This is a genomic window from Streptomyces sp. NPDC001292 (assembly GCF_042896465.1).
GTDB lineage: Bacteria > Actinomycetota > Actinomycetes > Streptomycetales > Streptomycetaceae > Streptomyces.
On sequence record NZ_JBIAXG010000001.1, the window covers coordinates 380,881 to 394,155 of the forward strand.

Annotated in this window: 13 protein-coding genes and 2 riboswitches; of the genes, 4 read left to right on the plus strand and 9 right to left on the minus strand. The window is 73.8% G+C overall.

Annotated elements, in window-relative coordinates:
• Window positions 1–66: 66 nt before the first annotated feature.
• From ACFY4A_RS01635 to ACFY4A_RS01660, 6 genes are all read right to left on the minus strand, one after another.
• Window positions 67–903 carry an ECF transporter S component gene (locus ACFY4A_RS01635; RefSeq protein ID WP_390827400.1) on the minus strand — a complete coding sequence of 279 codons (837 nt, stop codon included), beginning with the start codon at window positions 901–903 and terminating at the stop codon, window positions 67–69.
• Window positions 900–2,585: an ABC transporter ATP-binding protein gene (locus ACFY4A_RS01640; protein WP_390827401.1), complete on the minus strand. Its 1,686-nt coding sequence runs from the start codon at window positions 2,583–2,585 to the stop codon at window positions 900–902. The genes ACFY4A_RS01635 and ACFY4A_RS01640 overlap by 4 nt, the downstream gene beginning before the upstream one ends.
• A complete protein-coding gene (locus ACFY4A_RS01645; RefSeq protein WP_390827402.1) occupies window positions 2,582–3,718 on the minus strand; it encodes a CbiQ family ECF transporter T component in 1,137 nt (378 codons plus the stop codon). The genes ACFY4A_RS01640 and ACFY4A_RS01645 overlap by 4 nt, the downstream gene beginning before the upstream one ends.
• Window positions 3,711–4,352, minus strand: a complete 642-nt coding sequence (locus ACFY4A_RS01650) for an SCO2322 family protein (protein ID WP_390827403.1) — start codon at window positions 4,350–4,352, stop codon at window positions 3,711–3,713. Before ACFY4A_RS01650 ends, ACFY4A_RS01645 begins: the two co-directional genes overlap by 8 nt.
• The gene (locus ACFY4A_RS01655) at window positions 4,349–5,572 is read right to left on the minus strand and encodes a prenyltransferase/squalene oxidase repeat-containing protein (protein ID WP_390827404.1); all 1,224 of its coding nucleotides are present in this window, start codon (window positions 5,570–5,572) and stop codon (window positions 4,349–4,351) included. Before ACFY4A_RS01655 ends, ACFY4A_RS01650 begins: the two co-directional genes overlap by 4 nt.
• Before the next feature lie 131 nt (window positions 5,573–5,703).
• Window positions 5,704–5,777: riboswitch (cobalamin riboswitch) on the minus strand.
• A 161-nt stretch (window positions 5,778–5,938) separates the two neighbouring features.
• Window positions 5,939–6,114: riboswitch (TPP riboswitch) on the plus strand.
• Window positions 6,114–6,737 carry a TetR family transcriptional regulator gene (locus ACFY4A_RS01660; RefSeq protein ID WP_390827405.1) on the minus strand — a complete coding sequence of 208 codons (624 nt, stop codon included), beginning with the start codon at window positions 6,735–6,737 and terminating at the stop codon, window positions 6,114–6,116. (Overlaps the previous riboswitch by 1 nt.)
• 207 nt (window positions 6,738–6,944) lie before the next feature.
• On the opposite strand from ACFY4A_RS01660, the gene ACFY4A_RS01665 reads away from it, so the two are divergent.
• Genes ACFY4A_RS01665 through ACFY4A_RS01675 form a run of 3 tightly spaced genes read left to right on the plus strand, consistent with a single transcriptional unit; the run spans window position 6,945 to window position 10,215 of the window.
• Complete coding sequence (locus ACFY4A_RS01665; protein WP_390827406.1) at window positions 6,945–8,399, plus strand: glycosyltransferase family 4 protein; 1,455 nt, start codon at window positions 6,945–6,947, stop codon at window positions 8,397–8,399.
• Window positions 8,393–9,145: a class I SAM-dependent methyltransferase gene (locus tag ACFY4A_RS01670; RefSeq protein WP_390827407.1), complete on the plus strand. Its 753-nt coding sequence runs from the start codon at window positions 8,393–8,395 to the stop codon at window positions 9,143–9,145. Before ACFY4A_RS01665 ends, ACFY4A_RS01670 begins: the two co-directional genes overlap by 7 nt.
• Entirely contained in the window at window positions 9,142–10,215 is a 1,074-nt protein-coding gene (locus ACFY4A_RS01675) for a prenyltransferase/squalene oxidase repeat-containing protein (RefSeq protein ID WP_390827408.1), read from the plus strand. Before ACFY4A_RS01670 ends, ACFY4A_RS01675 begins: the two co-directional genes overlap by 4 nt.
• A gap of 28 nt (window positions 10,216–10,243) precedes the next feature.
• Here ACFY4A_RS01675 and ACFY4A_RS01680 read toward each other — a convergent pair whose 3' ends face one another.
• Window positions 10,244–10,537, minus strand: a complete 294-nt coding sequence (locus ACFY4A_RS01680; protein WP_361409023.1) for a hypothetical protein — start codon at window positions 10,535–10,537, stop codon at window positions 10,244–10,246.
• A 152-nt stretch (window positions 10,538–10,689) separates the two neighbouring features.
• On the opposite strand from ACFY4A_RS01680, the gene ACFY4A_RS01685 reads away from it, so the two are divergent.
• Window positions 10,690–11,253, plus strand: coding sequence for a hypothetical protein (locus tag ACFY4A_RS01685; protein WP_390827409.1), 564 nt, complete (start codon window positions 10,690–10,692; stop codon window positions 11,251–11,253).
• 115 nt (window positions 11,254–11,368) lie between these two features.
• Here the strand turns inward: ACFY4A_RS01685 and ACFY4A_RS01690 are convergent, their stop codons facing one another.
• Both ACFY4A_RS01690 and ACFY4A_RS01695 read right to left on the minus strand, forming a co-directional pair.
• Window positions 11,369–12,130: a hypothetical protein gene (locus ACFY4A_RS01690; RefSeq protein ID WP_390827410.1), complete on the minus strand. Its 762-nt coding sequence runs from the start codon at window positions 12,128–12,130 to the stop codon at window positions 11,369–11,371.
• Window positions 12,131–12,287: 157 nt separating this feature from the next.
• Window positions 12,288–13,265 carry an N-acetylmuramoyl-L-alanine amidase gene (locus ACFY4A_RS01695; protein WP_390827411.1) on the minus strand — a complete coding sequence of 326 codons (978 nt, stop codon included), beginning with the start codon at window positions 13,263–13,265 and terminating at the stop codon, window positions 12,288–12,290.
• Between the last annotated feature and the right edge of the window lie 10 nt (window positions 13,266–13,275).

Sequence of the window (13,275 nt, forward strand, 5' to 3'; positions counted from 1 at the left end):
GACCCGGCTCATGTGGGCGGCCTCACCGGGTGCGTCACGATCGGCGTACGCGGTCTCACCCACCGGTCACGGCGGCGGTGCGGTGACCGGGGCCTCGAAAGTGACCGGGGCCTCGAAGGCGGCCCGGCGGGTGGCCCGGCGCAGCGCCCTGAGGACCGCGGGGCCGAGGACGAGGGTCAGTACGACGGTGACGGCGGCCCGGCCCAGGTCCCAGCCGAGCGAGGTGGCCAGGCAGTACGCCACGAACCGGGCCAGGTTGGCCGGGATGCCCGCGTGCGGGTCGAAGGCGATGGAGGAGGCGAGGGTGCCCATGAAGGGCCAGCCCGCGAGGTTCATGACGGTGCCGTAGGCGAAGGCGGCCAGGAAGCCGTAGAGCGCGAGCAGCAGCAGTTCCGTGCGTCCGCGCAGCCGGTCGGGGCCCGGCAGCAGGCCCGCGCCCATGGTGAACCAGCCCATGGCCAGCATCTGGAACGGCATCCACGGCCCCACCCCGCCGGTGAGCAGCGCGGAGGCGAACATCGTCACCGAGCCGAGCACGAACCCGAAGCCCGGCCCGAGCACGCGCCCGCTCAGCACCATCAGGAAGAACATGGGCTCGATGCCGGCCGTCCCGGCCCCGATCGGGCGCAGCGCGGCCCCCGTCGCGGCCAGCACACCGAGCATGGCGACGGCCTTCGGGCCGAGGCCGGACTCGGAGATCGTCGCGGTGACGACGGCGACGAGCAGGACGAGCAGGCCCGCGAACAGCCAGGGCGCGTCCTGCGCGTGCGCGCTGAGCCGTGAGGCGGGCGGTGCGAGGAACGGCCAGCCGAACGCGGCCACACCGACCGCGCTGACCAGGGCGAGCGCGGCGAGGGACCGGGGGCCGAGGCGGACGGCCCGCACTCGGGGACGGGCCGTCATGCCAGCGCCTCGCGGACCTGGGCGGCGGTGAGCCACCGCTGCGGGGCCAGGATCTTGGTGACCTGCGGGGCGAAGGAGGGGGAGGACACCACCACCTCGGCCATCGGACCGTCGGCGATCACCTCGCCCTCGGCGAGCAGCACGACCCGGTGGGCCAGTTCGGCGGCCAGCTCGACGTCGTGCGTGGCGAGCACGATGGCGTGTCCCTCGGCGGCGAGCGCGCGCAGCAGGGCGACCAGCCGGGTCTTCGCGCCGTAGTCGAGACCGCGGGTCGGCTCGTCGAGTAGCAGCAGGGGCGGGCGGGCGGTGAGCACGACGGCGAGCGCGAGTGCCAGTCGCTGGCCCTCCGACAGGTCGCGGGGGTGGGTGTCGTCGCCGACGCCGGGCAGCAGCTCGCGGACCAGGGCCCGGCAGGTGCCGGGCGCGGCCTGCGCGTCCTGGTCGGCGGCCGCGCACTCGGCGGCGACCGTGTCGGCGTACAGCAGGTCGCGCGGCTCCTGCGGGACGAGCCCGACCCGGCGCACAAGTTCGCGGGGCGTCGTGCGGTGCGGGACCGCGCCGCCCGCCCGGACCCGCCCGGCGGACGGCTGGACCAGCCCGACGAGCGAGCCGAGCAGCGTGGACTTCCCGGCGCCGTTGCGGCCCATGAGGGCGACGGTCTCGCCGCGGGCGACGGACAGGTCGACGTTCCGCAGGGCCTGGACGCCGGCGCGCCGGACACTCAGGGAGCGGACCTCGGCCACGGGCGCGCTCGCCGCGACGGGCTCGGGGGCGGGGCCGCGGCGCAGCCGCCACCGGGGCGCCGAACGGGGCGCGGGGACCGGGAGTGCCGTGGCCGGTGCAGTCCCGGAGCGCACGGGCTCCCGTCCGTCCAGCCGCTGCCGCAGATCCGCGGCCCGGCGGCGGGCGTCCCGCACGGTCAGCGGCAGCGGGGACCAGCCCGCCAGCCGGCCCAGGTCCACCACCGGCGGATACACGGGGGAGACCGCCATGACGTCCGCCGGGGGCCCCAGCAGCGGGGCGGCGCCCGTGGCGGGCAGCAGGACGACCTGGTCGGCGTACTGGACGACCCGTTCCAGGCGGTGCTCGGCCATGAGGACCGTCGTGCCCAGGTCGTGCACGAGCCGCTGGAGGACGGCGAGGACCTCCTCGGCGGCGGCCGGGTCGAGCGCCGAGGTCGGCTCGTCCAGGACGAGCACCTTCGGGTGCGGGGTGAGGACCGAGCCGATCGCGACCCGCTGCCGCTGGCCGCCGGAGAGGGTGGCGATGGGGCGGTCGCGCAGGTCGGCCAGGCCCAGCAGGTCCAGGGTCTCCTCCACGCGCCGCCGCATCACGTCCGGGGCCAGGCCCAGCGACTCCATGCCGTAGGCGAGTTCGTCCTCCACGGTGTCCGTGACGAAGTGCGACAGCGGATCCTGGCCGACGGTGCCGACGACGTCGGCGAGTTCGCGCGGCTTGTGGGTGCGGGTGTCCCGGCCGGCCACGGTGACCCGGCCGCGCAGGGTGCCGCCGGTGAAGTGCGGCACCAGTCCGCTGACCGCGCCCAGCACGGTGGACTTGCCGACGCCGGACGGCCCGACGAGGAGGACGAGTTCACCTTCGGGCACCTCGAAGTCGACGCCGCGGACGGTGGGTTCCACCGCTCCGTCGTAGGTGACGGAGACATCCTCGAAGCGGATCACGACGGCTCCTTGGGGGCGGGACTGGCGGGTGCGGCGAACGCGGGGGCCAGACCGAGGAGTACGGCGGCGGCGGGCCACAGGGGAAGAGTGGGCGGGACGAGCGGGACCACACCCGGGTGCAGGGCCTGGGGATCGCGGGCGGCGGCGAGCGCCAGCAGGGCCGGGACCAGCACGCCCGACCCGGCGACCAGGCAGGAGCGGAGGTTCCAGGCGTCCGGGCGGTAGCGGGTGCGCGGGGAGCGGCGCCCGCCGAGCCACAGTCCGGCCAGGGCGGCGGCGACCCCGGCGAGCAGTACCGGCAGGCCGTAGGCGCCGCCCTCGGCGGTGAGCAGTCCGTACGTCCCGGCGCAGACGCCCAGCAGGCCGCCGAGCGTGAGCGCGGCGGTGGTCCGGCGGACGGCGGGCGCGACCTCGGCGGTACGGCCGTAGCCGCGGGCGTCCATCGCGGCGGCGAGGGCGACGGAACGCTCCAGCGCGCCCTCCAGGACCGGCAGTCCGACCTGCACCAGGCCGCGGACGCCCCGGTCGGGGCGGCCCCGCAGCCGGCGGGCGGCACGCAGGCGCCGGCCGTCGGCGACCAGGTGCGGGGCGAAGGTGAGCGCGACGACGACGGCGACCCCGGTCTCGTACAGGGCGCCGGGCAGGGACTTCAGCAGCCGGGCGGGCGCGGCGAGGGCGTTCGCGGCGCCGACGCAGACCAGCAGCGTGGCCAGCTTCAGCCCGTCGTACAGGGCGAAGACGACCGCCTCGGCCGTGACCCGGCCGCCCAGGCGGATGCCCTGCGCCCAGTGCGGCAGGGGGACTTCGGGCAGGGAGGCGATCACGTGCGTGCCGGGAATGGGCGAGCCGAGCACGACGGCGAAGACCAGGCGGATGACGAGGACGGCGAGGGCGAGCCTGACGAAGGCGGTGTAGGACCGGGCGGACGGCGTGTTGGGGCGGCAGCTCACCACGACGTGGCCGGAGACCGCCAGCAGCAGACCGAGCAGCAGGGGATTGGTGGTGCGGGTGGCCGCGGTGCCCAGGGCCAGCGCCCACAGCCACCAGGCGCCCGCGTGGACACCGGCGGAGCCGCGGGCGGGTGCGCCGCCGGCGCGGCCCGCCCGCCCGCGGTCCCGCACGGCGTCACGCATCCCCGCGCCGCCGCGCCTGCCAGACCGCCGCCGCGACCAGCACGACCACCACGGCACCGCCCGCGAGGAGACCCACCGACGGGCCCTCGCGCGGCTCTTCCTCGGCCGGCTGCGCGCTCTTGCCCGCCGTCATCTGCTCGCCGCAGCCCTTCTGCGGATAGCCGGCGATGGCGCACAGCAGGGCGTTGGTGTCGTACCGCAGCGGTTTCGCCACGGCCGCCAGGGCCTCGGCCGTGGTCGCGTCGGACGGCACCCGGGCGCACGCCGTGCGCGGCGCCGGCGGGGTCTCGCCGGACGGGGCGTCCGCCTGGACGCCGAAGTCGAGGATGAGCGCCACCCGCTTGCTGTCCCTCTGGGCCGGTGTCCTGGCGCAGATGGCCTCGAAGCCGGCCGTCCCGCGCGGTTTGCTCGCGTCCTGGGAGTCCTCGCTCACCGAGAAACGGAAGCCCTGGACGTCACCGTCGGAGGGACGCGCGGTCGACGGGCCCTCTGTGGCGTACGTCCACTTCTCGCCGTCGCGGTCCCAGAAGGACCAGTACCGGTAGCCGGCGGCGTGCGCCTGACCGGCACCGGCCACCAGCAGGAGCGCGGCGGCGAGCAGCGGTGCGCACAGCGCCCGGAGCCGGCGTATCACGGCTGCCCCTGCTTCTTCCGGCCGCTCAGCAGGAACCCGATGCCGACGCCCGCGACGAGGAAGACGCCGACGGTCCACCAGACTCCGTAAGTGGGGTTGTCCTTCGCGATGTCCCCGACACCCTTCTCACCGACGGACTCGGGAGCGGGCCCGGTCGCGTTGAGCCGCTCGACCAGGTCGACACCGCCGAAGTCACGCGGGTCGCCGTCGGCCGCGTACGCGGCGAAGACGAGCTGGGCGTAGGCGGCGGGACCGCTCTGCTTCGCCCACGCCTCGGAGTTCTTCTCCAGCCACTTCAGCGGCTTCCGCGCCTGCGCGGGCCCGCTCTGCACGGCCAGGGCGACGACCGCGTCGGCGGTGTTGCCGAAGTCGGGCTGGTCGGTGGCACCGGGGAGAGAGGAGGTGAGGTGACCGTCCTTGGCGACGGCCTGCGCCAGGTACGAGGCGCCGTTGGCCGCGGCCCGGTCGGGGCTGGGCTTGCCCGAGTCCTCGCAACGGGCCTCGGCGCCCGCGTCCTTGCCGGCCTTGGGGGCCATGCCCCGCCCGAGCGCGGCGACGACGGCCGCCGCCGTGGCGTCCGCGTTGGCGGCGAGCTCGCCCTTCTTGTCCGGCTGGTAGGCGAAGGCGCCGGCCCCGTCGCCGGAGCACGGCAGGGCGAAGGAGAACAGGGCGTCGTAGGGGGACTTGCCGTCCTTGACGACACTCTCCGGCTTCTGCCCGACGGCGGCGAGCGCGCCGATCACGACCGAGGTCGAGTTGGTGTCGCTGGGCCCGCCGGGCGTGTACGGCCAGCCGCCGTCCTCGTTCTGCACGGACTTCAGCCAGGACACCGCCTTGCCGGTGACCGTGTCGTGGCCGCCGAGCGCGGCGAGGGTCTGCACGGCGGCGGCGGTGCTGTTGGTGTCGACCATCACCTTGGCGTCGCAGGGCTTGCCCGGCTCGGCGCGGAAGGCCGCGAAGGAACCGTCTGCGCACTGCTGTCCGGTCAGCCAGTCCACGGCCTTGGCGGCGGGCCGCACACCCACGGTGTGCTGCGCGAGCAGCGCCAGGGACTGCCGCCAGACGCCGTCGTACTGGGGGTCGGTCCTGCCGTAGAGCCCCGCCGGAAGTGCCGGCGACGACGGGGACGGGCCGGCGGACGTGTCTGCGACGGCGGGGGCCGCGCTGCCGATCACGGCGACGGCGGCGGCCAGGGCCGCGGCGCTGGGGCGGAAGTTCATGATCGGCGGGGGCCTCTCCCTGCGGGGAGCCGGACAGCACGGGACACCCCGGCGGCTCGGCTCCGTATACCTCGACGGTGCGATGCGCCGGCGGATCTGCCGACGTATGCGAGCCGGTCACGTCCCGCCCCGGGCATTCCGGCTCGCCGCCCTCGCGGGACGGCTCACGGTTGCGGGTCAGCGCCGGATTTCCACCGGCTTCCCCCCGAACGGGTGTGATGACGACCCGGTCACTCTACCGGCCTACCGGAAAGGCCCCGAGGGGCGGCCGACGCCCGTCTCGCGCGGCGCGGGAGAAAACCGAAAAAATCTTCGGATTGGGGGGTTCCATTCGATGCGGGTGGATTTATTCTGGGAAATGGCCTACGAGGCGAGTGAGGGAGTTCAACCGGAGTAGCCGACTTTGGCGAGACGCTACGGCATCCGCTGAGGCCGACGTCGACGGTCGGGCTGAGAGGCCGGAAGGTAGTAGTCGGACCCGAAGGCGACCCCCATTACCTGATCCGGGTAATACCGGCGAAGGGAACCCGTCTCGTAGGTCCTATTCGTGCGCCTCGGGGGGTGCGGTCAGGTCGATCAGGCGGCACGCCGTCTCCATGTCGGCCCTCACCTGGGCGATGGAGGCGCGGCCCGAGAGCCAGGTGATCAGGGCCGAGAGCCAGGTGTGCTCGATCACGCGGACCGCGGAGAGCTGCTCGGTGGTGGGCTCCTCCAGGCCCATGGCGTCCAGGACGATCGCGGTGGTCTGACGGGAGACCTGGTCGACCTCCGGGCTCACGCTGCGGTCGGCGAAGGTCAGCGCGCGGACCATCGCGTCCGCGAGATGGGGCTCGCGCTGAAGGGCGCTGAAGGCGCGCATCAGGGTCTCGGCCACCCGCTCGGCGGCGCTCTCGCCGGCCGGCGGGTTCTTGCGCAGCGTGCCGTGCAGGCGCTCCAGTTGGTCCTGCATCGTGGCGACGAGCAGGTGGACCTTGGACGGGAAGTACCGGTACAGCGTGCCCAGCGCCACTTGCGAGGACTCCGCGACCTCCCGCATCTGCACCGCGTCGAAGCCGCCCCGGCCGGCCAACTGCGCGCTCGCGCGCAGGATGCGGCGGCGGCGGGCCTCCTGCCGCTCGGTGAGGGGCGGTGAGGCCGGCCGGGAGGTACTGGCTCGCGCAGGCATGGGTCCCGTTCCGTGACAGTCGGTGAGGCAGGGGGCCGGACCGCGGGCAGTGGTGCGGGCCGTGGTGCGAATCACCCGATCCGCTGCTCACAGCGTGGCTACCTGCCGGTAGATTCGGAGCCTCCTGAACGATCAAGTCTGAAACTTGTTCTAGATTAGCGTCCCGGCGTAATGTCGCGGGACAGTGCAGTCAGAAGGGGGCCCGGAGTGACCGCTGAGCCCAGTCAGGCGGGGTCCCCGGCGGACCTGGCCGCGGACGGCGAGCGACCGCTCGGCATAGCGCTCCTCACCTACAAGGGGAACCCGTTCTGCGGCGGCCAGGGCGTCTACGTGCGCCACCTCTCGCGCGAACTGGCCCGCCTCGGCCACCGGGTCGAGGTGATCGCCGCCCAGCCCTACCCCGTCCTCGACACCCTCGGTGACATCGCCGGCGACGGCCACGACGGCCGGCTGCGCCTGACCGAGCTGCCGAGCCTGGACCTCTACCGGCAGCCGGACCCCTTCCGCACCCCCGAGCGCGACGAGTACCGCGACTGGATCGACGCGCTGGAGGTCGCCACCATGTGGACCGGCGGCTTCCCCGAGCCGCTGACCTTCTCGCTGCGCGCCCGCCGCCATCTGCGCGCCCGGCGCGGGGAGTTCGACATCGTCCACGACAACCAGACCCTGGGGTACGGGCTGCTGGGCGACGTCGGCGCGCCGCTGGTCACCACCATCCACCACCCCATCACCGTGGACCGGAAGTTGGAGCTGGACGCCGCCGAGGGATGGCAGCGGCGCTGGTCCGTACGGCGCTGGTACGCCTTCACCCGCATGCAGAAGCGCGTCGCGCGCCGGCTGCCCTCCGTGCTCACCGTCTCCGGCACCTCCCGCCGGGAGATCGTCGACCACCTCGGGGTGCGCGAGGACCGCGTCCACGTCGTGCACATCGGCGCCGACACCGACTTGTTCTCACCCGACCCGGCCGTGCGGCAGGTACCCGGCCGGATCGTGACCACCTCCAGCGCGGACGTGCCGCTCAAGGGGCTGGTGTTCCTCGTCGAGGCGCTGGCGAAGGTGCGGACCGAGCACCCCGCCGCCCACCTCGTCGTCGTCGGCAAGCGGCCGGAGCAGGGCCCGGTCGCGAGGGCGGTCGAACGCTACGGCCTCGAAGGGGCCGTCGAGTTCGTCAAGGGGATCTCGGACGCCGAACTGGTCGGCCTGGTCCGCTCGGCCGAGGCCGCGTGCGTGCCGTCGCTGTACGAGGGTTTCTCCCTGCCGGCCGCCGAGGCCATGGCCACGGGCACCCCGCTGGTCGCCACGACCGGGGGCGCCGTCCCCGAGGTCGCGGGCCGCGACGGCGAGACCTGCCTGGCCGTGCCGCCGGGCGACGCCGGGGCGCTGGCCGCGGCGCTGAGCCGGCTGCTCGCGGACCCGGAGCTGCGCTTCCGGCTGGGCCGGGCCGGACGTGAGCGGGTCCTGCGGCACTTCACCTGGGCCCGCGCCGCGGAGGGGACCGTGGCCCGTTACCGCGAGGCCCTCGCCCGCTCCCGCGCGGGCACTCCCGTCGGGGCCGCGCGCGACGGCCGGCGCGCGGGCACCCCGGGTGCCGGCCCCGCGGGGACCGGCACCCCCACCACGACCGACGCCGACCTCAACCGCGAAAGCAGGGCCACGTGCTGACCGTCGACTTCTCCCGGTTCCCGCTCGCCCCGGGCGACCGCGTCCTGGACCTCGGCTGCGGTGCCGGCCGGCACGCGTTCGAGTGCTACCGGCGCGGGGCCCGGGTCGTGGCACTGGACCGCGACGGCGAGGAGATCCGCGAGGTCGCCAAGTGGTTCGCCGCGATGAAGGAGGCCGGGGAGGCGCCGGAAGGCGCGACCGCGACCGCCATGGAGGGCGACGCGCTGGCGCTCCCCTTCCCCGACGAGTCCTTCGACGTCGTCATCATCTCCGAGGTGATGGAGCACATCCCCGACGACAAGGGTGTCCTCGCCGAGATGGTCCGGGTGCTCCGGCCGGGCGGGCGGATCGCGGTCACCGTGCCGCGCTACGGCCCCGAGAAGGTCTGCTGGGCCCTGTCCGACGCCTACCACGAGGTGGAGGGCGGCCACATCCGCATCTACAAGGCCGACGAACTCCTCGCCAGAATCCGCGAGGCGGGCCTGAAGCCCTACGGCACCCACCACGCGCACGCGCTGCACTCGCCGTACTGGTGGCTGAAGTGCGCGTTCGGCGTCGACAACGACCAGGCGCTGCCGGTGCGGGCGTACCACAAGCTGCTGGTCTGGGACATCGTGAAGAAGCCGCTGGCCACCCGGGTGGCCGAGCAGGCGCTGAACCCGCTGATCGGCAAGAGCTTCGTGGCGTACGCGACCAAGCCGCACCTGCCCGCCACGGCCGGGCGCGCCGAGGCGGCCGCCACGTGACGACTCCCCGGACAGAACACCTCGTCCTGCCCGGGGTCCTCACCGCCGGGCAGGCCGCCGCGACCGTGCGCGGCATACTCGCCGCCCAGCGGGAGGACGGGGCGATCCCGTGGTTCCGCGGGCACCACCTCGACCCGTGGGACCACGTCGAGGCGGCGATGGGGCTGGACGCGGCCGGTGAGCACGAGGCCGCCGAGCGGGCCTACGAATGGCTGGCCCGCCACCAGCTCGAGGACGGCTCCTGGTACGCGGCCTACGCCGACGGGGCGCACGACGACGTCACCGACCGCCGCCGGGAGACCAACTTCGTCGCCTACACAGCCGTAGGCGTCTGGCACCACTACCTCTCGACGGGCGACGACACCTTCCTGGACCGCATGTGGCCCGTCGTGTACGCGGCGATCGAGTTCGTGCTGCGCCTCCAGCAGCCCGGCGGGCAGATCGGCTGGAAGCGGGAGGACGACGGCACGGACACCTCGGACGCGCTGCTGACCGGGTGCTCCTCGGTCCACCACGCGCTGTGCTGTGCGCTGGCCATCGCGGAACAGCGTGAAGAACCGCAACCGGACTGGGAGTTGGCGGTCGGCGCGCTCCGGCACGCGATCCGCGCGCACCCGGAGCGGTTCCTGGACAAGGACCGCTACTCCATGGACTGGTACTACCCGGTGCTGGGCGGCGCGCTGACCGGCGCGGAGGCGAAGGCGCGCATAGCGGCGGGCTGGGACCGCTTCGTGGTGCCCGGACTCGGGGTGCGCTGCGTCGTGCCCAACCCGTGGGTGACGGGCGGGGAGTCGGCCGAACTCGCCCTGACCCTGTGGGCGGTGGGCGAGTCGGACCACGCCCTGGCCGTGCTCCAGTCCATCCAGCACCTGCGCGACCCGGACAGCGGCCTGTACTGGACGGGCTACGTCTTCGAGGACGACGCCGTGTGGCCCCGCGAACTGACCACGTGGACCGCCGGCTCCCTCCTCCTCGCCGTGGCCGCGCTCGGCGGCCACGAGGCCACCTGCACGGTCTTCGCGGCGGGCGACCGCCTGCCGCGGGGCCTCGAGACGGACTGCTGCGACTGACGCCGCCCCGCCGGCCGGCCCGCCGTCGTCAGTGCCGGTGCATCCGGTTGGCGACGGCGTGGCCGACGAAGAGGTAGACCACGGCGGCCAGGCCGTAGCCGGCGATCACGCGGGCCCAGGGCCGGTCGAAGGTGAAGAGGTCCCGGGACCAGCCGGCCAGCCAGTCGGCCGCGCCGTGGACGAACCGGACCAGCTCGTTGGCCCTGTTGGCGTCCAGCAGGTACATCAGAATCCACAGTCCGAGGATGACGGCCATGACGTCCGCGACCACCGCGATGACCGTACCGGCGGAGTTGGAACCCGTGCGATATCGAGGGGACATGCCCTGCGTCTGCCCCGGAATCCCGCCGGAAACCCGAACCGCGCACGGGGAGTGACCCGGAGGGTACCTCCAGTGCACTGTTTCGGCACGGCCACCCAGGATCACACGGACCTCCTGAACAACACCCGGAGCAACATGTTCGGGAGGACACCGTGCCCGTACCGATGCGGCGCCTCGCCCTGGCGCTGACGCTCTGCTGCGCCCTGCTCGCCGGTTCCACCGGGTGGGCCGTGGGCCAGAGCACTCCGCAACACAGTCCGACGGTCGCCGTGGCGGCGGCCACGCCCCGCCCCACCACGCCCGCGGAGAAGCAGAAGCTCGCCAAGACCCGGTTCGTGGCGAACGCGGCTCTCGCGGCCGGGGCCACCTACCAGTGGATCGTGAAACCGTACAAGCAGGGCAAGTTCAAGAAGGGGGCGCCACACCGCAAGGCCACCCTCGCCAAGGCGGCCCTCGCGGGCGCGTTCACGTACAACCGGCTCAAGGCCGCCGAGCGCAACGCCCACGGCGACCCCCTGCTGTCGAAGGCACTCGCCCCGCTCTCCTCGGCCATCGCCGGCCTGAAGGCCCTGCCCAGCAAGCTGCGCAAGGGCGACAGCTCGGCGGTCCAGGACTACAACAACGTCATCAACAAGGTGAAAGGCGCCGGGAGCAGCGCGGGCGCACCGGTCAAGGACAAGGTGCCGTCCGACTCGCAGCTGATCCGGGGCTCCTAGGAGCCGTCCCCGCACTGTTCGCCGACGGCCTGCCGGCTCGAGGCCTCGCGGGCAGTACGGCAACGGCCCCCCGCCCGGAGGGCGGGGGGCCGTTGGGCCGGTCCGTTGGGCCGGATCAGCCGCGCTGGATGTTTGAGGCGTCCTGGAGGACACCGCGGCGGCCGTCCTGCATCTCGGTCAGCAGGCCCTGACCGCGCTGCTCCACGGCCAGGTACCACACGCCCGGCGCCAGTTCGGCGATCGGCGCGGGGGACCCGTCCTCCGCGAACAGCGGACGCGGCGCCGGCACGGCGAACCAGAACGGCGAGAAGGCGGCCGCGGGCTGCTGCCCCTGCGGGGCCTGCTGCGGCTGACCGCCGCCGACCGACTGGTTCTGCTGCGGCTGCCCGGCGTACGGCTGCTGCGCGCCCGGGTAGCCGTACCCGCCCTGCGGCTGTGCGCCGTAGGGCTGCGGCGTGACCGGCTTGGGCGCGGGCATCAGGGCGGCCTGGAGGGCCGGGACCACCGGGGTGACGACGGCGCCGGCGGCCAGGACGAGGGCCGCGATGAAGCCGAGGATCAGGCCGGAGCCCGCGCCGACCTGGGGAGCGTCCACCAGGTTCCAGAACATGATCCACGCCACCAGGACCGTGAACGCCACTCCCACCGCGCCCAGGTCCAGGCCCGCCACCTTGCGGGGCTGCGGCAGACACCGGTTGACGACGATCAGTGCGGCGCCGATCACTCCGCCCATGTAGACGCCCAGGCCCAGACCGAGCGCGTCCCAGGCGTTGCTGGTGAGGTAGCTCGAGTAGGAGTGGAGGAACGACGCGATGAACAGCAACACCGCTGCTCCGATCACCACGCCGTCGCCCCGAGTGAGGGAGCGGATATTCACGTCAGGTCCTTCGTAGGTCGTCGTCTCGTCGTCGGTGGAGGCGTCGCTGTCACCGTCTCGCCGTCAGGCCGCGGTGCGAAGCGCGGGGGTGGCCCCTCATCTACGGATGACACTATCGTCCGTACGGCCGCGATGTCCGCCGGGATGAGTGCCCTGATCATGACCCGCGCAGGAAACTCACGATTCCCTCAGAGATCCCCTCTGCCGCCTTCTGCCGCCAGTTACCGCTGGTGAGCGCTGCCGCGTCCTTGCTATCGCGCATGTTGCCGCACTCGATGAAGACCTTCGGAACCGTTGACAGATTGAGACCGCCCAGGTCCTTCCGCGTGACGAGACCGGTGCCGCCGCCGATGTAGTTGGACGGTGCCTCGCCCGTGACCCGCACGAAGTCGCCCGCGATGCGCTCGCCCAGATCGCGGGAGGCGGAGACGATCGGGCGGGTGTCGGCGGAGCCGGCGTGCACGGCCGCCGGGAGGATGACGTGGAAGCCGCGGTCGCCGGTCGCCGCGCCGTCGGCGTGGATCGACACGGCGGCGTCCGCGTGCGCGTCGTTGCCGATCCGGGCGCGCTCGTCGACGCACGGGCCCCAGGCCGGTGAGTCGCCGTCGTGGGTCAGTTTCACCGTGGCGCCCTGCGCCTCGAGCAGCGCGCGCAGCCGGTGGGCCACGTCCATCGTGAACCGGGCCTCGGTGTAACCGGCGTTGGTGGACGTGCCGGTGGTGTCGCACTCCTTGCGGTTGGTGCCGATGTCCACCGTGCGGTTGATCTCCGCCGTGTGCCGGAAGTTGCCCGTGTTGTGGCCCGGGTCGATGACGACGACCTTGCCCTTGAGCGGGCCGGAGGCGACGGGCGCGGAGGCGGAGGGCGTCCGCGCGGGGGAAGGGCCGGCCCCCTTGCCGTCCTGACCGGGGTAGGAGGGCAGGACCGGCTCCTCGGACGTCGAGGGGGAACCGGTCGCCGACGGCGGGCCCGCCGTGTCCGAGCCGTCGCCCGGGTCGCCCACCGCCTCGTACACCAGCCAGCCCAGCAGCGCGCCGGGCACCAGTGCCGCGAGGGCGACGGTCAGCAGCCCCCGACGGAGGCGGCCGGGGCGCTCGGGCTGCGGGACATCGAAGTCGGGGCCTGTGTACGACACGTCTGCGACT